The 20,167-nt window shown below is 68.6% G+C and carries 22 protein-coding genes and 3 pseudogenes; 12 read left to right on the forward strand and 13 right to left on the reverse strand.

The annotated features are described in order from the left end of the window. Window positions 1–2 precede the first annotated feature (2 nt). Entirely contained in the window at window positions 3–923 is a 921-nt protein-coding gene (locus QFZ75_RS40090) for a macrolide 2'-phosphotransferase (protein ID WP_307545611.1), read from the reverse strand. Window positions 924–1,076: 153 nt separating this feature from the next. On the opposite strand from QFZ75_RS40090, the gene QFZ75_RS40095 reads away from it, so the two are divergent. After that, window positions 1,077–1,913: a PHP domain-containing protein gene (locus QFZ75_RS40095; protein ID WP_307545613.1), complete on the forward strand. Its 837-nt coding sequence runs from the start codon at window positions 1,077–1,079 to the stop codon at window positions 1,911–1,913. Window positions 1,914–2,162: 249 nt separating this feature from the next. Beyond that, window positions 2,163–2,615 (forward strand): GNAT family N-acetyltransferase, encoded by a 453-nt coding sequence (locus tag QFZ75_RS40100; RefSeq protein ID WP_307545615.1) that lies wholly within the window; start codon window positions 2,163–2,165, stop codon window positions 2,613–2,615. A 28-nt stretch (window positions 2,616–2,643) separates the two neighbouring features. Here the strand turns inward: QFZ75_RS40100 and QFZ75_RS40105 are convergent, their stop codons facing one another. The 3 genes and pseudogenes from QFZ75_RS40105 to QFZ75_RS40115 all read right to left on the reverse strand — a co-directional run bounded on the left by QFZ75_RS40105 (window position 2,644) and on the right by QFZ75_RS40115 (window position 5,288). Then, window positions 2,644–3,816 carry an ISL3 family transposase gene (locus QFZ75_RS40105; protein ID WP_307545617.1) on the reverse strand — a complete coding sequence of 391 codons (1,173 nt, stop codon included), beginning with the start codon at window positions 3,814–3,816 and terminating at the stop codon, window positions 2,644–2,646. Window positions 3,817–4,042: 226 nt separating this feature from the next. Beyond that, a pseudogene (locus QFZ75_RS40110) lies at window positions 4,043–4,243 on the reverse strand (ISL3 family transposase); the annotation flags it as partial. Between the two features lie 304 nt (window positions 4,244–4,547). Further along, on the reverse strand, window positions 4,548–5,288 hold the full coding sequence (locus QFZ75_RS40115; protein WP_307545619.1) for a class I SAM-dependent methyltransferase: 741 nt from the start codon (window positions 5,286–5,288) through the stop codon (window positions 4,548–4,550). A 91-nt stretch (window positions 5,289–5,379) separates the two neighbouring features. Here QFZ75_RS40115 and QFZ75_RS40120 point away from each other — a divergent pair, with 91 nt between their 5' ends. The 4 genes from QFZ75_RS40120 (at window position 5,380) to QFZ75_RS40135 (ending at window position 7,052) form a co-directional block, all read left to right on the forward strand. Next, the gene (locus QFZ75_RS40120; RefSeq protein WP_307545621.1) at window positions 5,380–5,715 is read left to right on the forward strand and encodes a helicase associated domain-containing protein; all 336 of its coding nucleotides are present in this window, start codon (window positions 5,380–5,382) and stop codon (window positions 5,713–5,715) included. A 184-nt stretch (window positions 5,716–5,899) separates the two neighbouring features. Next, window positions 5,900–6,250: a helicase associated domain-containing protein gene (locus tag QFZ75_RS40125; RefSeq protein ID WP_307545623.1), complete on the forward strand. Its 351-nt coding sequence runs from the start codon at window positions 5,900–5,902 to the stop codon at window positions 6,248–6,250. A 57-nt stretch (window positions 6,251–6,307) separates the two neighbouring features. Beyond that, window positions 6,308–6,784, forward strand: a complete 477-nt coding sequence (locus QFZ75_RS40130; RefSeq protein ID WP_307545625.1) for a hypothetical protein — start codon at window positions 6,308–6,310, stop codon at window positions 6,782–6,784. Between the two features lie 85 nt (window positions 6,785–6,869). Next, window positions 6,870–7,052 (forward strand): hypothetical protein, encoded by a 183-nt coding sequence (locus QFZ75_RS40135; protein ID WP_307545627.1) that lies wholly within the window; start codon window positions 6,870–6,872, stop codon window positions 7,050–7,052. Window positions 7,053–7,158: 106 nt separating this feature from the next. On the opposite strand, the gene QFZ75_RS40140 is transcribed toward QFZ75_RS40135, so the two are convergent. The 4 genes and pseudogenes from QFZ75_RS40140 to QFZ75_RS40155 form a co-directional block, all read right to left on the reverse strand. Next, window positions 7,159–7,422 carry a hypothetical protein gene (locus QFZ75_RS40140; RefSeq protein ID WP_307545629.1) on the reverse strand — a complete coding sequence of 88 codons (264 nt, stop codon included), beginning with the start codon at window positions 7,420–7,422 and terminating at the stop codon, window positions 7,159–7,161. Window positions 7,423–7,516: 94 nt separating this feature from the next. Continuing rightward, window positions 7,517–7,999, reverse strand: coding sequence for a hypothetical protein (locus QFZ75_RS40145; RefSeq protein WP_307545631.1), 483 nt, complete (start codon window positions 7,997–7,999; stop codon window positions 7,517–7,519). A gap of 605 nt (window positions 8,000–8,604) precedes the next feature. Next, a complete protein-coding gene (locus QFZ75_RS40150) occupies window positions 8,605–9,999 on the reverse strand; it encodes a hypothetical protein (RefSeq protein ID WP_307545633.1) in 1,395 nt (464 codons plus the stop codon). 281 nt (window positions 10,000–10,280) lie between these two features. Continuing rightward, window positions 10,281–10,508, reverse strand: a pseudogene (locus tag QFZ75_RS40155) (cation transporter); the annotation flags it as partial. Window positions 10,509–10,705: 197 nt separating this feature from the next. Between QFZ75_RS40155 and QFZ75_RS40160 the strand changes: the two are divergent. Next, the gene (locus QFZ75_RS40160; RefSeq protein WP_307545635.1) at window positions 10,706–11,614 is read left to right on the forward strand and encodes a replication-relaxation family protein; all 909 of its coding nucleotides are present in this window, start codon (window positions 10,706–10,708) and stop codon (window positions 11,612–11,614) included. A gap of 572 nt (window positions 11,615–12,186) precedes the next feature. Here the strand turns inward: QFZ75_RS40160 and QFZ75_RS40165 are convergent. Beyond that, the gene (locus QFZ75_RS40165; protein WP_307545637.1) at window positions 12,187–12,432 is read right to left on the reverse strand and encodes a hypothetical protein; all 246 of its coding nucleotides are present in this window, start codon (window positions 12,430–12,432) and stop codon (window positions 12,187–12,189) included. Window positions 12,433–13,256: 824 nt separating this feature from the next. Between QFZ75_RS40165 and QFZ75_RS40170 the strand changes: the two genes are divergently transcribed. Together QFZ75_RS40170 and QFZ75_RS40175 are read left to right on the forward strand one after the other, a co-directional pair. Then, window positions 13,257–13,625 (forward strand): hypothetical protein, encoded by a 369-nt coding sequence (locus QFZ75_RS40170; protein WP_307545639.1) that lies wholly within the window; start codon window positions 13,257–13,259, stop codon window positions 13,623–13,625. Window positions 13,626–13,856: 231 nt separating this feature from the next. Beyond that, window positions 13,857–14,282 carry a DUF6233 domain-containing protein gene (locus QFZ75_RS40175; RefSeq protein ID WP_307545642.1) on the forward strand — a complete coding sequence of 142 codons (426 nt, stop codon included), beginning with the start codon at window positions 13,857–13,859 and terminating at the stop codon, window positions 14,280–14,282. A 150-nt stretch (window positions 14,283–14,432) separates the two neighbouring features. Here QFZ75_RS40175 and QFZ75_RS40180 read toward each other — a convergent pair whose 3' ends face one another. Further along, window positions 14,433–14,711, reverse strand: coding sequence for a DUF6158 family protein (locus QFZ75_RS40180; protein WP_307545643.1), 279 nt, complete (start codon window positions 14,709–14,711; stop codon window positions 14,433–14,435). A gap of 402 nt (window positions 14,712–15,113) precedes the next feature. On the opposite strand from QFZ75_RS40180, the gene QFZ75_RS40185 reads away from it, so the two are divergent. Continuing rightward, entirely contained in the window at window positions 15,114–15,452 is a 339-nt protein-coding gene (locus QFZ75_RS40185; protein ID WP_307545645.1) for an ANTAR domain-containing protein, read from the forward strand. 421 nt (window positions 15,453–15,873) lie between these two features. Here the strand turns inward: QFZ75_RS40185 and QFZ75_RS40190 are convergent, their stop codons facing one another. Next, a complete protein-coding gene (locus QFZ75_RS40190; protein WP_307545647.1) occupies window positions 15,874–16,350 on the reverse strand; it encodes an ATP-binding protein in 477 nt (158 codons plus the stop codon). 177 nt (window positions 16,351–16,527) lie between these two features. Between QFZ75_RS40190 and QFZ75_RS40195 the strand changes: the two genes are divergently transcribed. Together QFZ75_RS40195 and QFZ75_RS40200 are read left to right on the forward strand one after the other, a co-directional pair. Continuing rightward, window positions 16,528–16,893 (forward strand): STAS domain-containing protein, encoded by a 366-nt coding sequence (locus tag QFZ75_RS40195; RefSeq protein WP_307545649.1) that lies wholly within the window; start codon window positions 16,528–16,530, stop codon window positions 16,891–16,893. A 225-nt stretch (window positions 16,894–17,118) separates the two neighbouring features. After that, window positions 17,119–17,748 carry a hypothetical protein gene (locus tag QFZ75_RS40200; RefSeq protein WP_307545651.1) on the forward strand — a complete coding sequence of 210 codons (630 nt, stop codon included), beginning with the start codon at window positions 17,119–17,121 and terminating at the stop codon, window positions 17,746–17,748. A gap of 696 nt (window positions 17,749–18,444) precedes the next feature. Here the strand turns inward: QFZ75_RS40200 and QFZ75_RS40205 are convergent. Both QFZ75_RS40205 and QFZ75_RS40210 read right to left on the reverse strand, forming a co-directional pair. Further along, window positions 18,445–18,783 carry a MerR family transcriptional regulator gene (locus tag QFZ75_RS40205; protein WP_307545653.1) on the reverse strand — a complete coding sequence of 113 codons (339 nt, stop codon included), beginning with the start codon at window positions 18,781–18,783 and terminating at the stop codon, window positions 18,445–18,447. A 1,000-nt stretch (window positions 18,784–19,783) separates the two neighbouring features. Then, window positions 19,784–19,945: pseudogene (locus QFZ75_RS40210) on the reverse strand (cation transporter); the annotation flags it as partial. Window positions 19,946–20,167: the final 222 nt, after the last annotated feature.

Below are 20,167 nucleotides of genomic sequence, written 5' to 3' on the forward strand. Positions count from 1 at the left end.
CCTCATCCGTGCGTGAGCACTCCGAGACGGGCCCGTGCCGCTTCGACGTACCGCTCCTGGTCGGATGTCAGGCCCAGCACACCGAGGGTCAGCGGCGCGAAGGCGATGCCCTCGCGGACGTGCCGTGCCAGCCCCGGCCAGGTCTGGCCGCCGTGCGCGGCGTACGCGGCGAGCAGGTCATCGAGCATCGACGGCTCGAACTTCCTGGCAGCCTCGACGAACTCCGTGCCCGGGTCGCCGACTTCGGCGTCGCTCCAGTCGAGGACCCCGACCAGGTTCCCGGTGTCGTCCACCAGGGTGTGCCCGGGGTGCAGGTCGCCGTGGACCAGCACGCTGCGCGGCGACCACAGGGCGTCGTCGTCGAGCCACCGTCGGCCGCGGCCCCACCAGGTGTCGTGCATGCCCAGTTCGGCGCGTCCGAGGACGAGTTGCTCTCCGAAGCGGGCCCGTACGCCATCGAGGCGGCGTACCGGGATGCCCGTCGCGGCAGCCTCCTCGACCGGTGTGGCGTGCAGGGCGGCCATGCACCGGCCGAGCGCCTCGACGTAGGACTGCGGCGGGTTCTGCCGGTCGATGCGCCAGTGCAGCCGGAAGGTCACTACGTCCTCACTCGCCGCGGGCTCACCCGCCAGTCGCGGATAGGCAACGAGTTCACGGTCCGCGATACGCCAGTGCGGGACGGCTACGGGGAGGCGGTCGCGGACGAGGGCGAGCAGCCGCGCCTCGACGTCCACCGCCGCGGCGACATCGGGGCGCCGCGGCACGCGCAGAATCCACCGGGCGCCCCCCGTGTCGACGCCGTGCAGTACACGGAAGTCCCAGCCCGTCTCGTCCAGTACAGCGGATTCGCGCCGGAGTTCGAGGCCCCGGTCCCGTGCCGTCGTCAGCAGCGCGTCTACGAGGCGCGCAGTCGTGTCGTCCACGGCACGGGATGCTAGGGGCGGCTGCCGCGTCCACCAAGGCCGCCGGGCGGAACTGCCCGTACGAGTCCTTCCGAGGTCACCTCGTACGACGCCGGACAACTCCGGGCCGGCATCGGCCTGGTGCGCCCGGCTCACGAGAGCGAGCATCACGGCATGCTTCCGGCTGACAATCACATTCATACCCAGTGGTCATGGGACGCGCTTGCCGGCTCCATGGAGGCCACCTGTCAACAGGCGCTATCGCTCGGCCTGCGCTCGCTCGCCTTCACCGAGCACACCGACTTCACGACCTGGACGATCCCAGCGACGGCCGTGGCGACCATGCCGGACGCCTTCCAGGCGATGGTCGGAGCGGACGGACTCTTCCGGACGCCGCCTTTCGACGTCGAGGGCTATCTGGGCTCGATCGCGCGGTGCCGGGCGCTGTTCCCCAGCCTGCACATCGTCACAGGTGTCGAACTCGGCGAGCCGCACTGGTACGCGAAGGCGGTGGGCGACCTGCTGGCCGCCGCGGACTTCGGTCGTGTCGTCGGGTCGCTGCACTCCTTGGAATCGGGCGGGCGGCTGCTGGCCGTGGATCGGCTCTTCGGACTGCGCCCACCCGCCGACATCGTCCGCGACTACCTCCGCGAGGTCACCCGCATGGTCCGGACGTCGGACGCGTTCGAGATCCTCGGGCACATCGACTACCCGCTGCGGTCCTGGCCTGCGGACGCCGGCCCCTGCCGGATCAGCATGTTCGAGGACGAGTTCCGCGCGGCGCTGAGAGCTCTCGCTGCTGGCGGACGGGTCCTCGAAGTCAACACCAGCAGGATGCCGTACGGCGCCATCATTCGATGGTGGTACGAATGCGGCGGTGGGGCGTTGAGTTTCGGCAGCGACGCGCACCAGCCGGGTGAGGTCGCGCGGAACTTCCGGGAGGCGGCGTTGCTTGCGGAGTCCGAGGGCTTCCGGCCCGGGCACATGGACCACGACTTCTGGACCCGGTGATCAATCCCAGTGATCAATCCCGCGTAGGGCAGCGCACTGGTCTGAGTGGCGAGCAGATCCTGGCCCAACTCGCCGATCGAGTATGCATGGAAGACGGGTTCTGGCACAGATCTTGGGGAGCCGTCGCAGAGCGTCATCCAGCGTTCGAACGAAAGGCGGCCGGGTCCAACAGCGATCGATCTTGACGTGCCCGACGTGTGTGATGGCGAGTTGACGATGAGAAGTGGCACCAGCGCATAGGGGATCGACATGTTCATAGCAGAAGAGGGCGTTTTCGATCCTGTTGAGGTGCTGAAGCTCTACGACGCGGTCGGTTGGGAGGGCTACACCAGCGATGTCGACAAGCTCTGTCGCGGTCTCGCGAACTCTCACCTCGTCATCACGGCACGAGACGGATCGGGATCCCTCCTGGGACTGGCCCGGACCATCTCCGACGACGAGCACATCTGTTACGTCCAGGACGTCGTGGTCAATCCGGCGAACCACAGGCAGGGGGTTGGCCGGGCACTGGTCGAGCACTTGATGCGGCGCTACTCCCACTGCCGATTCTTCCTCCTGTCCACAGACCACGAGGCGTCTCCAGAGGGCAGCCGCAACCACGCGTTCTACCGGAGCCTGGGCTTCCTGTCCTACGAGGAAAAGGGGATGGCAGGCTTCGGACTGCCAAGGAACCGCCCTGACCTGCGCGATACGGCTCCATAGGAAAAAGATCTTGAGGAGTTACGGAATGCTACTGGAGCAGGATCAGCTTGCGGAGTAGATCGAATCCGGCTCGGCCGTAGAGCTGTCGCTTGATCTTCTTGATGCGGTTGACGGCGCCTTCGATGCTGCCGGAGCTCCAGTCGAGGGTGAGCCCGGCGGTCACGGCGTCGAGGTCTCGGTGCAGGTGGAGTGCGAAGCCGGTGAGGCCGGGCAGCTGGCTGGCGTCGACTGCGTCGATCCAGGTGGGGAGCGTGACGCCGAGGCGGTCGGTGAGCATCTCGCCGAAGTCGCGGACGTGTCCGGCTGCCGTGTCCAGTTCGGGGCAGCGGGCCAGGATGTCTTTCAGACCGGCCCGGTCCTTCTCGGTCAGGGTCGCAGGATGTCGGGTGAGCCAGCCGGTCACCTGCTGCACGGTCGGCGGCCGCGGCGGTGCGGCGGCCGACGCCCCGCGCAAGGTGGCGATGTGGGCACGGACCATGCCGTAGGTGACGGGAGCATGCTCGGCGACCAGCTCGCTGTGCAGCCGGGTGACGCTGGTGCATCCCTCGGCGAATCGCCGTTCCACGTAGGGCTTGTACGGGTCCAGCCTGCTGGGTCGGGGCCGGTTCTCGCGGATGGTGTCCTGCCAGCGTGCGGCGCTCGCGTACCGGAGCACGGTGTTGAGGCCCCAGCCCAGGTGCCGGCAGATCGCCCGACGTGAGTGGCCTTGGGCGAGCATCTCGTGGACCAGGGCGTGTGCGGCCTTCTTCCGCTCGGCCCGTCGGCCGACGGGCTCCGCGTCGTCCTGCGGCCGGCTGGAAGCCCCTCTGCTGGCCTCCGGCAGCACGCTGCTGGACGACGGGTTGGGCAGGCAGTCGCGGTGGGCGGCGACGCAGGTCTCCACGGCCCGGCCGAGGCCCTGCCACAGATGGAACCGGTCAGCGACCTGCAGAGCATCGGGGGCGCCGCGCCGGGCGTCCTCGGCGTAGGCGCCCGCCCGGTCCCGGCAGATGATCTCCACACCGGGATGGCCGATCAGCCACGCGGCCAGCGGCCCGGCTTCCCGGGTGGGAAGCACATCGACCACGCGATGGTCTTCGACGCTGGTCAAGACGGTGGAGTAGGTCTGGCCGCGGCGGATTGCGAAGTCGTCCACGCCCAGCACCCGCGGCGTACTGAACCGCGGATCGGGCAATGCCATGACCCTGCGTAACAGGGTCATCCGTCCCGCGCCGAAGCCGAGCTGAGCCGCCAGCCGAGCCCCGCCCCGCCAGGGCGAGCCCTACCCGTTCCAGGACGTGGTTGAGCCGTGTGGTGAACCGTGAGTGCGGGACAGTCAGCCGGGAGAACGGCTCGGCGAACGTCCGGTGCTGGCAGTCCGCCGACCCGCAGATGAAACGCCTGACCGTCAGCAGGATTACAAAGCCCTGATCAGCGAGCCGAAGGTCCTTCAGCCTGCGCTGGTAACGATCGTGGACCCGGCCCGAGAAGAGGCCGCAGCCCGGACAGGCCGCCGAGGCCGCGCGGCCTCTCGCCACCACCTCGACCGTGCCGAACGCGGCCGTGACCGCGTCGACCTCCACCTCGTCGATCCCCTCGAACACCAGCGAGTCCCAGAACAGCGTGTCGGTCTGCATGCCCAGCACCATCACCGCCCACCGCCGACCAAGGCAGCGAACGGAATGCACCTGAGGGAGCGTCACTTCCGGTCGTCAGGGAACAAGGCGTACGCCGTCTCGCACGAGCCAGGACCTCGCAATCGAACAACGATGTCACGCTCTGCGACGGCTCCCCAAGATCTGTGCCAGAACCCAACCGTCACCTACGAAGCCAGCGCATCAAGGCGGCGCAGTTCCGCGGGAGAAGTCGCTGCGCGCTGATCACTTTTGGTGCACCGCCGTGACCGGCCCTTTCTCGCAGGCTTGAGTGTGCAGTCAGACGGCTCGCCTGGTTCTACAGGTCGGCCACAAGAAGCCGGTAACCGGCATCGAGGGCTTCGCGGTCGAGCAGGTCGGCATGGTGTTGGTGCCACCGGCCGGAGGACAGGTCGTCTGACAGCCGGGCCAAGCCCGGCTGGAGGACTTCGTCGCTGGTCTGGGCGAACAACGAGATACCGGCCCGCACTTTTGGGTCGAGGTATGCCTCGGGTCGGCGCCAGAAAGCGGCGAGGAATCCGTCGGTGCAATCGTGCGGGATGGGGACGGTTTCGATGCAGGCGCCTCCCAGGAGCCTGGCCAAACGGTTGACCGCGACGGCTCGTGTGTTGTCGAACGCGGCTGCTTCGGGCAGGTACTCCTCCAGCAGCCAGAACCTGTGGTTGATGTCGGGGTCGAAGGTGAGGACGACGATCCGCTGCCGGGCGATGCGGAGGAGTTCGCCGATGCCGGCTTCCAGGTCGCTCCAATGGTGCACGGTCAGGAGAGCCATCACCGCATCGGCCGAGTCGTCGGCGAGAGGGATCGACTCCGCGGAGGCTTCCAGGGCCGGTGCGGATCCGGCTGGGCGCTGGGCGATCATCACTGAGCTGGGTTCAACAGCCAGCACCGTGTGTGACGGTTCGTAGGAGCCGGTGCCGGCTCCTACGTTGATCACAGTGGTGGCACCATTGAGGGCTTGATGGATCCTGGCGGCGATTCGGAGGTCCGGTCGCCGGGTGTCAGCGTAGGTCACACCGATGCTGTTGTAAGTCGCCATACCGTACAATATGCGCTTCCTTCTGACACCGGGAAGAGTTCGCAGCGTTGTCAGTTCTCATCGACATTTTCGAGCTGTCTGATCGCCAACTGTGACTCGAAACCGTCGACAAACGTTGCCCGCTTCCGCTGACGAAACCACCCGCAAGTACTACACGGCCGGGACGCTGGAAGCCTCGCGCGTCATCGAGCTGGAGAAGTTGGGGATGGTGTGGTCCGTGCACGCTTCTGTGTGGGACGCCGGCCTCGAGGTCGCCCGCTCGTACGCCGCGGTGCACGGACACTGCCTGCCCGGCGCGTCCGTCGTCTGGGATTCGTTTCCGCTGGGGACCTGGATGAAAAATCAGCGTGCGGCGGCCCGGAAGGCCGCGGAGAACGCCGCGCGGGCAGGGAAAAACGGATGTCTCGTATGCCGGGCAGCTCTCTGAGGCCCGGCAGGAGGCTCTGGCAGAGGTGGATCCCGGGTGGTGTCCGATGGCGTGGGAGGTCGGCTGGCAGCGGGCGTATCGGCTCGCTCTCACGCACGCGAAGACCGGCGGTGTTTTCCCGGCCGGGGCGGGCGAGCTCATCGTGCAGGGCGAGGACCTCTGAGCGTGGATCACCACGCAGTGGGTGGGGTGGGACAAGTTGGTGCCCGCGCAGCAGTACCTGCTGGAGACCCTCGGCATCGAGGCGCCCGAAGAGGGTGAGGTGCTCGTGCCGGTACGCCGGTCGCAGGATGAGCGGTGGGACACCAACCTCGCCGCAGCCCGCCAGTTCCACGCCCGCGAAGGCCACCTCAGCGTTCCCCGCAAGCACGTCGGGGTGATCGACGTGGACGGCGGTGGGGAGGGTGTGCAGCAGGCGGTGAAGTTGGGGGCATGGCTCGACAACACCCGGCGTTGGGTGGGGAAGCTGGGTGCGCAGCGTCGTGCGCAGTTGGCCGGGTTCGGCCTGCAGTGGGCGCGGGAGGGGAGTGTGTGATGTGGAGTGCTGAGGACGTGGCCCGGGCCGCGGTGCGGCGCCAGGGCGAGGGCTTGAGTGTGGAGCAGGTCGCGGAAGGTCGCGGAAGCCGAGCGGCGTGAGCACGAGACCGGACAGCAGCTGGAGGACGTGCCCGCTTCTGGCCGTGGCCCGTACGAGGAGGATCCGCAGGATCTTGCCGAGCAGTGGGTGGCCCGGCATGCCGAGTGGCGGCGCGTCGCCGCCCTGATGGGCGAGCAGGGGTGGCCGCTCTACCGTCCCGAGCAGGATGTGCAGGGCAGTACGTGGGCGCGCGAGCGCGAGGACCGGCGCCAGGAGGCCCTCGCCCGTCAGGCCGCGTGGCAGAAGGAACGGCAGGATGCGCGCGATGAGCTGACGGCGCGGGTGTGGCTGTCGGCCGACGTGAGCCGCCGGCTGCGCGCCATCGCCGCCCGTACCGGCCTGCAGCCGGAGCAGGTCCTGGCCCAACTAGCCGACCGGGTCCGCATGGACGACACCGGCGCCCTGACGGTGAGCACCTTCACCCCGCACTGAGTGCCTCGGCTTGACAACGACATTGGGAAATTTCTGAACCTCCGGCCGCCGTCGGCTCGGTACGCTCGTACCGACGAGGGAGACGATGACGATCGTGACTGTCGAGCCCATCGCGGACCTGCGGGCCGCGCTCCAGCAGGCCGTGGCTGAACTGAGCTTCGAGGCGGGGCGGCAGGTGACCACCGACCCGGAGCGGGCGGAGCACCTGATGGCTGCCACCTCCGCCATGGAGGAGACCTTGCGGCGCACTGCCTCCGCCCGGCCGTAGCAGGTGAGCCGTGGGCCAAGTACGACAAACGCCGCTACGTCTACCTCGGCACCACGACCGTGGCAGCCATCGCCGTCTGGCTCCGAACCTGACGGCAAAACACACCTCAGTGGCCGCCCTCCGCCGGCCGCTGATGCCCGCACGGGACCAGGTCGCCGTTCTTGTCGAAGACTTCGGCGTCGCTGCCCGAATTCACCCACACCGTGATGCCCTGATCATGCACGACCACGTTGAACGGAGAGTGCTCCGGGTCCGTCTCGGTCACGACGGTGAACTCTTCGCCCGGGCCCATCCAGTGATCAGTTCCCCACGGTTCAACCCACAGACAGACCACGCTGTCGGTCTCGTTGCTCACGCTCGTCTTGGCCACGCTCGCACCCTAACCAGCAACATGATCGGCCGGACAGGTCCTAAGCGAAGGTGCCGATCGGGACCCTACCCACGGCACGGTGCAAGGTAGAAGGTCATTCCCAGAGCCTGAGTTCCCGGTTGGCCACGTTCAGGTGGCGGGTCTCCGGCGGGTAGCTGGTCGGGGCCTGAAGTCCGAGAGCCCAGAGTGTCACCGCGTACTCGTACCCGTGCCGGTGACGGTGGTAGTCGCCCGCGGCACCCTTGAGGAAGCGGCGGACGGCGGGGCTGTAGGGCTCCTGGTCGTCGCCGGTGTTCTTGAGCCGAAGGTCGGTGAGGAGCCGGTTGAGGGCCTCGTGCCAGCAGGTCAGTTTCTCGGCCCGTCGGCGGAAGGCGCCGGCGATGTCGTCGGGGTCGTCGGCGTCGGCGTCGGCGTCGGCGTCGGCGTCGGCGAGCAGGGTCTCCAGCTCGAAGTACGCGAGGTGGGGGACCTGGTCGTCGTACTCCTCGATGGCGTCGATCTCGGGGTGGGTGAAGGGCCGTACGTGGTATTGGCACAGGCTCATGGTGTTCTGCATCGACTCGCGGAAGTAGCGCATCAGTTGCTGGCCTCCATCTGGCGGGGAACACCTGCGCCCCGCTGTTCACTGTGGCCGGCCGCCGTTGCTCGCACCGGTCCTGGTGCGGGATGTGCAGTGCGGAGGCGGAAGCCGACGCACAGTTGATCAAGCGTGGGCACCGGTCCCTGGGGGCTTCTCCTTGCCTCTCACCCCTCCCGTCTCCCCTTTTCTCGGGAGGGGTGAGAGGCAAGGAGAAGTACATAGGGATGTCAGACCTCGGGTAAGGCCTGATCAGGCGGGTGGACCTGGCCGACACGTATCTGCACGTCTCGTGAGACGCATCAGATGGTGCGTCCGATACCGCGTCAGACAGGGCGTCACGTGGTGCGTCAGTTGTCGCCACCCTGTCCAGGTGATCATCCGTGCCGGTCCGTCGGCGCCCGGGTGCCGGTCCGTCAACGTCCCCGGCCGCCGCTTCTGCCGGGCGCCAGGCCCGGCAAGGGCCTGCTCGCGCGCGGCCCGGCCGACGCGCGCGAACCACCGGCCGGCGCCCCGATCCCCCGGCCGCGCACCCGGCCCCGCTTCTCTCCTGCCTTTTTCCTTCCTTTTTCCAGGTGGGTGAACGTGGGGCGCTGAGGGGGATGTCAGCACCCCGACCACGCCCGCACAGGCATGGTGACCTGCGCAAAGGCCCGGTCGGGAGGGGAGGTGGGATCAGTGGTTGCGGAATGGTTCCCAGGGGTCGGGGAGGGGGCGCTGGGGTCCTCGCCTTCGGTGGACAGGCCGACGTAGGTGCGTAGGGCGGGTCGGGTGCCGGGGAGGCCGTAGTGGGTGAACTGCTTGTGGAGGTCTGAGCCGAACGGTACGGGCTGGAAGTCCTCGGCGGTCAGCAGCTCGGCCAGGACCTTCAGCAGCTTCTGGCGTCCGGGGGAGAGTTCGGTGAACACCTTTGCGGTATCCGTGGGTTCGAACAGGGCTTCCAGCAGGTTCTCGGCGCGGGCTCCCAGCGGGTGGGGCACGGCTCCGGTCTTCTCGAGATGGGGCAGGGCGTGGACGATTCCCAGGAGGATCCCGTCCGGGTCCTCGGTGGCGCCCATCAGGTGCAGCAGGCTTCGGACGGTGTAGCTGTGCAGGTCACCGGCGTGGTGAGCGGTGGCGGATTCGGGGGCCGGTCCGGCGCCGAAGGCCGCCAGTTCTGCGGCGATGCGCTCGGCCGGCGGCAGGCCGGGCGCGGCGGCCGAATGCGTGACCAGTATGCGGGTCAGGGCGGTGGCGGCGGCCCAACGCGGCAAGGAGTGCTCGTGGTCGAGATGATGTCGGACCCGGCCCTCCGGGTCGTGGTCGGCGAGCAGCCCGACCGCGACGAGGACCGTGGCGACGCAGACCGGTTCCCGCTCGCCGTCGAGGCAGGCCAGCAACGGGTGCAGGGTGGCGTCGGCCTCCTCGGGGAACCAGCCGAGGAGGTACGCGGTCTTGGTGCGGATCTCCAGGTCCCGGTCGCCGAGCAGTTCGAGCAGGACAGGAAGCTGGGCGCGGACCGCGTCATAGGAGCGCAGTGCGCCTTCGCGGGCGTCGACGGGGTGCCCGGCCGCACAGTACGCCCGTCCCTCGCGCAAGTTCTTCAGCTGCTCCTCGTCGGTCTCGGCGGTGATCTGCTCGTCGTACCAGCGCAGATTTTCTTCGGGGCTGATGACTGCGGCCCGCCACGCGGCGGTGTTGATGCCGAGCGGGAGGTCGTACTCGTCGTGCCAGTCAACGGCCAGACGGGTCAGCAGCAGTGCGTCGGCCCGGGCGCCGGCCGGGCCTGCGACAGCGATTCGGGCGAGGAACGGTACGGCGTACGGAGAGGCCGAGTACCGGGTGCCCTGGTGAAAGATGTTGCTGAACAGGCTGCGGAAGGCGTTCTCCCGGGCCTCCTGGTCCGGCCCGCACACCGTCCGGAGCTGGCCAGGCACGTCCTCGGCGCTGCCGTAGGCGTGCCCCAGGACTGCCCAGTCGATATCGTCCAGCCCTGCCAGGAGATCATCGGATCGTTTCATGATCCGTATGCTCGCAGGACCGCTGACACCGATCCCGCAGACGAACTGTCTCCTTGAGCCCAGCGGCCAAACTCACCCGTCAATCGGTCAAGAGCGCCTGCCAAAGGACACACCGGCGCGAGCCCTGTCTCACAGCCTCACAGCTCAGCGCGCCTACCTGGGGAAATGCCCTGTGAGGCTTATAGACCTCACAGGGCGGAGCTGTGCGTGACACCGGTGTCGGCTGGACAGCAGCAGACCCCGACCATGTGCTCGTCGGGGTCTGCTGCTGCGGCTTCGGTTCAGCCGCAGCAGTCGCAGCCGGGGCGGCAACCGCATGCGTCGCTCTCCTTGGCACCGGTGGGCAGCACTGCTGCGGCCGGGGTCGCGCAGCAGCCTTTGCCCTGCCAGGCGTCGCGGCCTTCCTTGGCGGCGATGACGAGGGCGGCGATGGGGTCGGCCCAGGACCAGCCGAGGGTGGCGTTGAGGACCAGGCCCACCAGGAGGACGGCGGACAGGTAGGTGCACAGCTGTCTGCTGCCGGGGTGAGTGGAGACAGTTGTCGGACCGGTTGGCGGTGGGGTTGTGGGCCTGGTCGGGGGCGGTGTTGTCGGATCGTGACCGTGGTCGGGCCTTTTTGGTAAGAGAACCGGTCGGGGTCGGCTGCTGCCGTGGAACGAGGCGCAGCGCCCGCCCAAGAGGGTGCTGCTGTGTCACGAAGGCAGCGATGGTGAACATGGATGGGAGCGACGGGGACCGGCTGGCGTTGGCGGTGCTGGCGCAGTACCGCATCGCGACGACCGAGCAGGTGCATCTGCTGACCGCGCCGGGGGTGCGGATCGAGCAGACGCGGCGCCGGCTGATGAAGCTGCGGGGCGAGGGGCTGGTGGATCGGATCACGTTGGCGCGGGCGGGGCGGATGCGGGTGTGGGTGTGGTTCGCCACTGGGTACGGGGCGCGGATCGCGGCCACGTGGCCGGAGTTACGGAATCTGCCGACGCGGCGGTATGCCGGTGACCGGACCGCGGTGCGGCTGAAGACCGGGCACGGGCTGGCGGTGACCGAGGTCGGGCTGGCCTTCGTCCAGGACGCCCGACGCCGCGGGGAGATATGCCGGCCGCTGGACTGGATTCCCGAGGTCCACCATCCGCTCGGCAGCGGGGAAGCGGTAATCCCTGATGCGCTGGTGTACTACCGCACCCGCGAGGCCGGCGGGGCGATGGTGCGCGCGTTCGTGGAGGTCGACCGCGCCACCATGGGGCCTGAGCGCCTGGCCGCCAAGGTCGCCGCCTACGCCCGGCTCCACCGCTACGTCCCCGTGCCGGGCGGGCGCCACCGCGGCTACGGGACGCAACTGGCCACGCAGCAGGGGCCGGAGGCCTGGCGCAAGCGGTACCCGGTCTTCTCGCGGGTGCTGTTCGTCCTGGACCACGTCGGGCCCGCCGGCGTCGAGCACCGGGGGCGAGCCCTGCGGGCAACCACCCAGGAAACCGTCCCGGACCGCTTCCTGCGCAACGTTCCCGTCCTGTCGGTGCCCATGGCCGACCTGCTGCGCGAAGGGCCCTCAGCGCCCGTGTGGAGGCCCGCACACGACCCCGACCGGAAGGTGAGCTGGCTCAACCCCTGGAAGACCTGAGCCAGATACACCGTCCTACCCGTTAGGGGCCCACCGAGTAGGACGGTCGGCCCCTAACGGGCGTGGTCGCCCTGACCATGGCCATGACCGCAGCCCCGACCATGACCCCGACCACGGCAGGTCACGCCCATGGTCAGGGCTCAGCAGACGAGGGCACATGGTGGCTGCGGGCAGGCCGTGACCGGAGCGCACGCGACGTCGTTGGAGTCGACGAAGTGTGTTTCCCGTCCTCCGCGAAATATGTGAGCGAGCCCTCGGTGACGATGCCCCCCGGGCGTTCGCTGCTTCCACCACCCGGTCGCGTGCTGGCACAGCCGGCCAGCTACGACACCGCTCCGACCACGGCCCGCCGCAGTCGTACCCGCCAGGGCGACCGTGCAAGCCGCCCGGTTGCGCGGCCGCGCTGCATAAAATGTCCTGGCGGTAAACCCTTACCACCGGTCTTACCGGCCCCTTGCCGACGTTTATCACGACGCTCCCCACCGCAGGTCACAGCCTCGCGCCCGGGCGGGGCAGATTCGGCCCGGGTACGTGCAGGACAGAGCCTGACAGAGCCTGCACGTGCTCGCCACTCACCACCTGCGCGCACCGATTGCGCAGCCTGCACACTCGATGCGCAGCCGGTGCGCAATGTCCGAGAGCCGGTTGCGCACAGCGGGCCGGGTCTTGTGCAAACAGGCCGCCACCTGCACGGCAGGCCCGCAGGCGCGCCAGCCATACCCGTCACGCACCAGGACGCCGCGCCCTTCGAGGCGGCGTAGGTCGTAGGCGATCGTGCTCTTGCTGCGCAGCCCCATGACTACACCGACCTGCGCCACGGTCAGCTCTTCACCGTCAGGTCCTGGCGTCATCGGTGTGGCCGGGCGGTGGGGGGAGGGCCACGGTTTCTTCAACGACGGCGCGGGCCAGGACCGCAATACGGATCCGGTGCCGGCGGGCATGAGCGCGCAACTGCTGGAAGGCGGCATCGGGGGTGACAGGTGGGGCGCCAATCCGGTGACAGCCAGGGTGCTTTGCCCGATCGAAGTTGCAGGTCAGCGGACGCCGGGGGTGACAACTATCGTGCCCCGGCTCAGCGGGGTAGCGGACGACGTACTGGCAGTTTCCGTGCGACCTTGACCGGCTGGAAAGCCGATCACCTTCACTCACCGGTACGTCAGGACATTGGGCATGCACGGATATCGTTCGCCAGTACGTATGTGAACAGTGCGAGTTCGAGGGTGGGGACCTGAAGATGCGAAAGAGCGGGCGAAGACTGGTGCCGGCGGTGGCGCTCCTGTCGGCGATAGGACTGACCGCAGGGTGCGGGGACAGTGCCGAGCCCGTCGAAGCCGGGAGAAAGCCGGGACCAGCGACGAGCACGGCAGCGGGTAAGGCGGCGGAGCACTCCGAACCGCTGACCGCTGCCAAACTGAAGGCCGCGCTGCTCACCGCGGACCAGGCCGTCGGTTTCGAGATCACGGGTAGCAGTTCTCGGGACGGGGCTGAACCGGACTCCTCCCCCGACCTCAAGGAGACCGTCTCCCCGGAGGTCTGCCGGCATGTGAGGGAAGCCACCGGGGGTGATGGTCAGGAGGCTGCCGCAGCCTCGTCGATCATGTATCGGGTTGGGACCTCCATAGCTCCCAGGAGCACCACCCTGATGAGTTATCCGGAAAGGGCTGCACGGGCCCGCATGAAGCAGTTGCACGAGGCCGTCGGGGCATGCAGCCGGTTCAGCTTCAGCAACACGATCGGAAAGGCGTCCGTCACGACCGAGGCGCTGGACGTCCCGGCCCTCGGGGAGAACGCACTGCGCTACCGGACCCTGTCCCGGTTGGACAACGGAGGCTTCGCCTGGACCCTGGTGACCGCCGTACGGGTCGGAGGCGTCATCGCGACGATGCACGTCCTGGACACCACCGGGCCGGTGTCAGCCGAGAAGCTCGCCACGTTCAAGCCGGATCCGGGCCCCGACGAGACGGCCATCACCGCTCTCGTCGAGAACGTCACCACAGCCCAGAGCCCCTGAACTTGACCACGGCCCGCCGCACTCCTGGGCTCGTTGTACGCATCAACGTTCTCTCGGTCCGGCTCCAGCTACCCCCGGGCACGCTTTCTCGCCCGTAAGACACCTTCGCCTCGGCGGACTGGGAACTCTGACCAGCACGCCATCGTCCATGCCCGAAGCTGTGTCCCGCGCGTGCACGTAGTTGGCCTGTCTGGCCAACTACGCCGCTCAGTCACAATGGGGAGAGCGCATATGTTCGACCGTCTACCTGACGATCTGGCACGACTGATCACGTTGAGGACCTGGCACGCCATGTGGTTGGAACGCATCGACGCGAAGATCGCCGCTGTCCGCCAGCATGAAGCCGAACGGGAACGCGCCCGCCGCGCCCGGCCGCCCCGGCCGGAATGGGTCGTGGAACTCGGCATCGGGGATGGGCGCCCGCCCCTCGAGGTCCACGCCGGTCACTGCTACGCCATCGGCACACGCCGCCTGGCCGTCAGCCACAACGAAGCCCGCCAGCTCCTCGCCGACGGCGTGCGCGCCTGCAGCCACTGCACACCCGACACCACACTCGAGATCCCGTTGTCCAGCCGCCCGGCCCTTGCCACCACGGCACGCCGACGGTCCCTTGCTGGTCACCAACAGCAAGCCGGACGACCTGAAGGCGTTCCGTGAGACGTACCTGGAGGTATTCGGCCAGGAGAGCGCCTGACGGACCCGCCGGCCGGCCGGTCACCCACCCGGTGGGCCCGGGCCGGCCGCAGCGGCGAGCCGGGGCACTCGCCAGGCGCGTACCCCCGCTCGCCGCCAACCGGCCGCATTCACCTAAGAACGGGGAGTCGTCGACTCCCCGCTCACGCGTTCCCGCGCCCCCTCACGGGTGCGGCCCGCGGCGACCGGGCGGTCCGGGTTGCGCCGCAGGTACTCGCCCTCCAGCTGTGCCATGCGCTCGCCGTGGGCCCGCAGCGCGTCGTTCGAGGCGTAGAGCAGCGTGTCGTGACGCGTGCGGTGGATGGTCTCCAGCTCCTTCATGAGCTGCTGACCATCCAGCCGGGCGACGTCGACTCCGGTCGCGGTCAGGTCCCGCTCCTCATGTTCGTTCATGGCCCCCGGGTACCCACCCCACACGCACTCCCACCGAACGACATCAGAAGATCACCGGACTCCCGCCCTCCAGCCCGCCCGGCCAGACATCCGCAGGCGCCTGGCGGCCTGAGCACACGGGCACCGGACGTAGACCCGCCCGGCCTGCCGACCCCACTGCCCCGCAGCGGCGGGCTACCGCTGTGCCAGTGGCGCCTTGCCGACGCCCGCGAGAGCTGAGGGCCGGCCGTACGCTTCACCGACACCCGCCGCCAGGCAGGCTGACGGGCACCGGTCCACCCGCAGCCCGCCGGTGGAGCCGATCCTGAAGACCACCGCTCCTTGGTCCGGCAAGCGGTTGCACCCGCCGGATGCGGGACAGACGCTCAGCAGATGAGGAGGGCACAAGGAGGGGAGTCGCCGGTGACAGCCGACGCCATATCCGCTGCCGGTCTTTCAGCTGAGCCATCTGCACAGGAGCAGTTGGAGGAACTGCGCGAGGAGAACACGCAGCTTCAACGGGCGGTGCACGCACACGCGGTGGTGGACCAGGCCATCGGGGTCGTCGTCGCCGTGGGCCGGCTGACACCCGAGCAGGGCTGGCACGTCCTGCGGAAGGTCTCCCAGCACACCAACATCAAACTGCGGCACATCGCGGAACACCTCGTCGCATGGGCCCACACCCAGGAGCTGCCCGAGTGCATCAGCGCCCAGCTGCAGCACCAGCTGGAGAGCGCGCACATCCTGCACATCAAAGAATGAGCAGGACGGGACAGGACTGGTGCAGGAAGAAATGGTGACCCGGTCGGTCACGGCGGGGTTTGGACAAAAGCCCCGGCAGAGTCCTCCGGGCGCGCTCCGGGGGACTTTGTGTGCCACACCAGCCAGTGCTTGACGCCCTCGCACGGATGGCGGAGCAGAACGTATCCCCTGGATCAGAGCTGTCGTTGAGGGGGTAGCGCGCTCCGGCTCCGCCTCTTGGCCGGATGCGTTGTTGCCGAGGGCCCGGCGTAGCGCAGTCGCCGCCGGGCCCTCTCTCACCATTCGGCGCAGGCAGCGCGCCGTGGGCGAAGACGCCGACCATATCCGTCCCCTCGTGCGAGAGGGCCGGCACCTGAACGCAGCCGGCCCCGTGTCGGCTCGATCTTCGGGTGCGGCAGCTACGACTGTGCGCGACGCCCTCTCAGGCCAGGGCGCGCGCCGCAGCCTCGCCGGGCGGATCGGGCAGGGCGATGTGCGCCGTGATCCGTTTGCCCGCCGCATCCGGCCGCACCACGAGGTATGCGCTCACCGCTTTGACGATCTCCAGACCGTGCTGGCTGATCCGGCCCGGATCGGATCTCCGCGCCACCGGCAGGACGGACGCGCTGTCCCACAGGGTGACCTCCACCCGCTCCGGAGTGATCCCCAACTTCATCATCACCGGCCCCGGCGCATATTTGAGCGCGTTGGTGACCAGCTCGCTGACGACCAGTTGCGTGAGATCCCTGGCCCGCGCCGGCACCACTACAAGGTGTTCGGTGACCGCCCGGTCCAGAAAGGCAAGAGCGTGCCGGCGGGCCTGGGCGATGCAGCCGTTGCCCGCATCCAGCGCGTAACTGGCCTGCATCAGACCCGCTGACGGCGTCACCCGGCCAGCATGGTCGCCGTCGGAGTCCAACTGCCCTCGCCCCTCTTCACGTGGTCAACATTCCCGTGTACCCGCCATGTGGCCACCCGCACCGCCAAGAACGGCCATCACCCAGGACCGGTGTGTGGTGACTTTCCCGTAGGGCAGAATCGCCCTGCACCCCCGGCACTCTGAGCCGGTGCAACAGCCGAGGAGGCCGAAGAGGCGGTGACCACTATCCACCAGGCCAGCCCGCAAGACCGGCTCTCCATCGAATGTCACACCCATCACGGCATCCGCGTCGTGACCGTGCAAGGCGAGATCGACGCCGACGTCTGCCCGATGCTCGAAGCTGCCCTGCACACCGAGCCCAGCACATCCTCACCGCGCATCGTCCTTGACCTCAGCGGCGTGACCTTCATGGACTCCAGCGGCGTCAACCTCTTCGCCAACACCTACCAGACAGTCAACAAGGCCGGCGGATGGCTGCGCATCGCCGCCGCCATACCTGCCGTCGAACGCGTCCTGAACCTGGTCGGTCTCGACACCGTCATCGCCTGTCACCTCACCCTCGAAGATGCCCTCACCGGCTGACCACGGCCTCACCCCGACCGGCCAGGACCCTTCGGCGCCGTATGTGCTTGGTGCCGGACCTGAGCCGACCATGGGCGGGAGTGGGAGATCACCGGTCTTGAGCCCGGTGGCAGGACGGTGACAATCGGGACGGATCCGTAGCGGACGTACAGGGCAACGCTCACGGGTGGTGGCGGGTCGTACGGGGGGCAAGGGCACAAGCCCGCGCATTCAACGGGGGAACCAATGGGGGAAACCATGCAGATCCGTACCCGAGGCATCCGTACCACCGTGGCCGCGCTGGCGGCCGTGGCCGGTGTCGCCGCAGCCGTCGTCCCGGCCGCCGCCGCCACGCCGACTTCCGACACACCCCGGTTCCTGGAGCCGGCCGACCTGCCGCCCCACCCGTCCTCGCCGTGGTACGCCGCAGCGGTCACGGCCGGCCAGCCCGACCCGCTGCCGATGTGCGTGGGCGACGCGCTGCCGTCCACCACCACGCACCGGGAGTACTGGACGGAGTACGACACGAACGCCCAGCAGCTCACGGTCGAAGGGCGCAGCGAACAGTGGGCGAAGGACTTCGCGGCGCTGCTGCGCAAGGACCTGGCCGGCTGCGCGAAGAAGCTCATGCAGCAGGACCCGGACATCACGGCGACGCAGAAGTACTACGGCCGGCTGAACGTCGAGGAGGGCGCCGACGTCTACGGCATCCACACAGTCTCCGCCTGGGGCTCCTCCGACATCGGCCTCTTCTCGGTCGGCCGCGACGGCGCCACCGTGACGGTCGTGCGGTGGGGCCAGATGGGCACCTTCCAGCACGCCCAGGTGGCCGACTTCAAGGCCACGACCGTCACAGCGGTGAACAAACTGTACTGAGCGCCGGCCCTGAACCCTGAACCAGCAGGCCAAGGGCCATCAGCCCGACAGGGGACTTTGCGCAAGCGTTCGGGGAACGATCACAGCGACCGTTCCCCGAACGGAAGCCGGCGGGCTCACGGATGCGAGCGGCAGACGTGGCGTACGCCGTGGCGCTGCTCATCAGCAGCGCCACCCACAGGCCCCGGGGACTCCCGCAGTTTGATCAATCTCAAGTTGGCCGCGACCCACTTGGTCCGTGGGCCACCTGCTACCAGGCTACCGAACCCCTCGCTCCGTGGGTTCAGAAACTTCCCAATGTCGTTGTTAAGCCGAGGCACTTCAGCCCCTCGCCGTCAGGTCCTGGCGTCATCGGTGTTGCCGGGCGGTGGGGGGAGGGTCACGGTTTCTTCGACGACGGCGCGGGCCAGGTCCGCGATGCGGATCCGGTGCCGGAGGATCATGGCCACCACCGGGCCGTTGCCGCACTCGACGGCGTCGCACAGCGAACCGATGGTCAGCCCCGCTGCTTACAGGCCCGTGCGGCCGGCGACGCCTCCGTCCTGCCCATCGGTTCAGAGCAATCACCGCTGTGAAGCGTTTGCCCACCGCCTCCCGGCGTGCCCCATAGGCCCGTGACGGCCAAGTCGTCCCGGAACAACTGCCTCCCAGTCGGCAGCCGCGGACATCCTTGGCACGTTGCGGGCCGCAGCGTTTTCAAGCAGCGGCTGTCTGCTTCGCCGATTCGGTGGCGCGGCGGTAGGCGGCGTTGATGCGCTGGGCTTCTTCGAGCTGGTCCTCGAGGATGATGATGCGGCAGGCGGCCTCGACGGGGGTGCCGCGGTCGACGAGCTCGCGGGCGCGCGCGGCGATGCGCAGCTGGTAGCGGGAGTAGCGACGGTGTCCGCCGGCGGAGCGCAGCGGGGTGATCAGGCGGGCTTCGCCGATGGCGCGCAGAAAGCCCTGCGTGGTGCCGAGCATCTCGGCGGCCCGGCCCATCGTGTAAGCGGGATAGTCATCGTCATCAAGACGGGTGTACGCGTCGTCTGCTGTCACTTGCACCTCTCTGCACTGTTCGGGGAACACGCTTGAGGGGCCCCGGCGCCGTACGGCACCAGGGCCCCGAAGGAACTGCTACACCATCTGCCGGCCTCAGCGCTGCGCCGGCCCTCTGTGTCCGCAGACCCGACCGAAACACTGTCGGAACTGCTGGGATCGCGGTTGCTTGACCGGAGACCACCTCACTATCGATGTCCTGCGGTACCCGGACTCAGCTTTCCGCCCGGGCGATCCTGATGGCGTTCCGCTCCTCCGTTCATCCCTCTGGATCAATCACTTGCCAAACCGGTACTGCGTCCTGCTGGTACTTCCCTACTGCGTACTGCTGGTGATGCGAACTACTGGTGGCCTGGAAAAGCGCCACACTTCCGGCAGCCAGCCCCGTCGCCCGTCCTGCGTCTGCTCCGGCTTGGAACCCCACTGCCGAACCTCCCGGTACGCGCGCCCGCAGCCGGCGCCTTTACCGAGGTGCTGCTCTCCTACCGCACTGCTGGATCCTGCGAACTGCTGGTACTGCACTTGCGGGTACTGCAATCTGCGTCAACTACGGTCCTGCTCGCGGCGGCCCCTGATCACTGCGGGCCACCCGGTCCGGCCGTCAGCCCCGTCACCGTCCTGCAACCGCTCTGGCTCCGGAACTCCACCGCCGCACCGTCCTGCACACTGCAACTGCGTACTACTGCCCGGCAGTTCATTTCTGCCGGGCCCTTCTCGATCTCGGCTACAAGAGAAACCATACTCACAGCCACGACCCAATGTCTACTCTCGCCAACACAGATTTTCATGGTTGACGGTGAGGCGATCCCCTCGAAGCCACCACGGCAGCACGTCGGCCGCCTCTGAGTGCGTCCGGCACGGCAGGCACGATGCCGGACAGACCCGACACCCTCCACCGGCCCCGTGCAGAGACCCTCGCGCCCCGCGTTGCAGAAAGCGGGCCAGAGCCGCAGCCTCGGACGTGCATGTTCATGAGTTGCGGCGGCCGCAGAGCCGCTGATCATGTGCAGCAGTCGTGTCCAGGACGGCAACCGCACGCGTTGGCCTCGGCTTCGGCCGGTGTCGGGCCGGAGCCTGTCGCGGCGGTGACGGACGGTGCGCAGCAGCCTTTGCCCTGCCAGGCGTCGCGGCCTTCCTTGATGGCGATGGCGGCGATGACGAGCCCGATGCACGCCAAGATCTGCTCCTCGCTCTCCGTCAGATGCGCAGGCCGCCGGCTCACCACCGTGCAGCCCCCTGCGGTGTGCGCACCTGACGGCGCAGCTGCGCACGCGTGGCCGGTGCCGGCCCGGGCCCGGCCGGAACGGGTGCCTCACAGGCGCACCGACAGCAGCACCGGGCGGCGCCGGAGCTCCGCCGTCCCCGCGACGGGGATGGGGCACGG

The sequence above is a fragment of the Streptomyces sp. V3I8 genome, assembly GCF_030817535.1.
Taxonomy (GTDB): Bacteria; Actinomycetota; Actinomycetes; order Streptomycetales; family Streptomycetaceae; genus Streptomyces.

What these genes read in the sequence shown, in the direction of transcription:
- QFZ75_RS40095 (WP_307545613.1), top strand. Translation starts at nt 1,077, where the DNA reads ATGCTTCCGGCTGACAATCACATTCATACCCAGTGGTCATGGGACGCG.
- QFZ75_RS40100 (WP_307545615.1), top strand. Translation starts at nt 2,163, where the DNA reads ATGTTCATAGCAGAAGAGGGCGTTTTCGATCCTGTTGAGGTGCTGAAG.
- QFZ75_RS40105 (WP_307545617.1), bottom strand. Translation starts at nt 3,816, where the DNA reads ATGACCCTGTTACGCAGGGTCATGGCATTGCCCGATCCGCGGTTCAGT.
- QFZ75_RS40115 (WP_307545619.1), bottom strand. Translation starts at nt 5,288, where the DNA reads ATGGCGACTTACAACAGCATCGGTGTGACCTACGCTGACACCCGGCGA.
- QFZ75_RS40135 (WP_307545627.1), top strand. Translation starts at nt 6,870, where the DNA reads ATGACGATCGTGACTGTCGAGCCCATCGCGGACCTGCGGGCCGCGCTC.
- QFZ75_RS40145 (WP_307545631.1), bottom strand. Translation starts at nt 7,999, where the DNA reads ATGCGCTACTTCCGCGAGTCGATGCAGAACACCATGAGCCTGTGCCAA.
- QFZ75_RS40150 (WP_307545633.1), bottom strand. Translation starts at nt 9,999, where the DNA reads ATGAAACGATCCGATGATCTCCTGGCAGGGCTGGACGATATCGACTGG.
- QFZ75_RS40160 (WP_307545635.1), top strand. Translation starts at nt 10,706, where the DNA reads ATGGTGAACATGGATGGGAGCGACGGGGACCGGCTGGCGTTGGCGGTG.
- QFZ75_RS40170 (WP_307545639.1), top strand. Translation starts at nt 13,257, where the DNA reads ATGAGTTATCCGGAAAGGGCTGCACGGGCCCGCATGAAGCAGTTGCAC.
- QFZ75_RS40175 (WP_307545642.1), top strand. Translation starts at nt 13,857, where the DNA reads ATGTTCGACCGTCTACCTGACGATCTGGCACGACTGATCACGTTGAGG.
- QFZ75_RS40180 (WP_307545643.1), bottom strand. Translation starts at nt 14,711, where the DNA reads ATGAACGAACATGAGGAGCGGGACCTGACCGCGACCGGAGTCGACGTC.
- QFZ75_RS40200 (WP_307545651.1), top strand. Translation starts at nt 17,119, where the DNA reads ATGGGGGAAACCATGCAGATCCGTACCCGAGGCATCCGTACCACCGTG.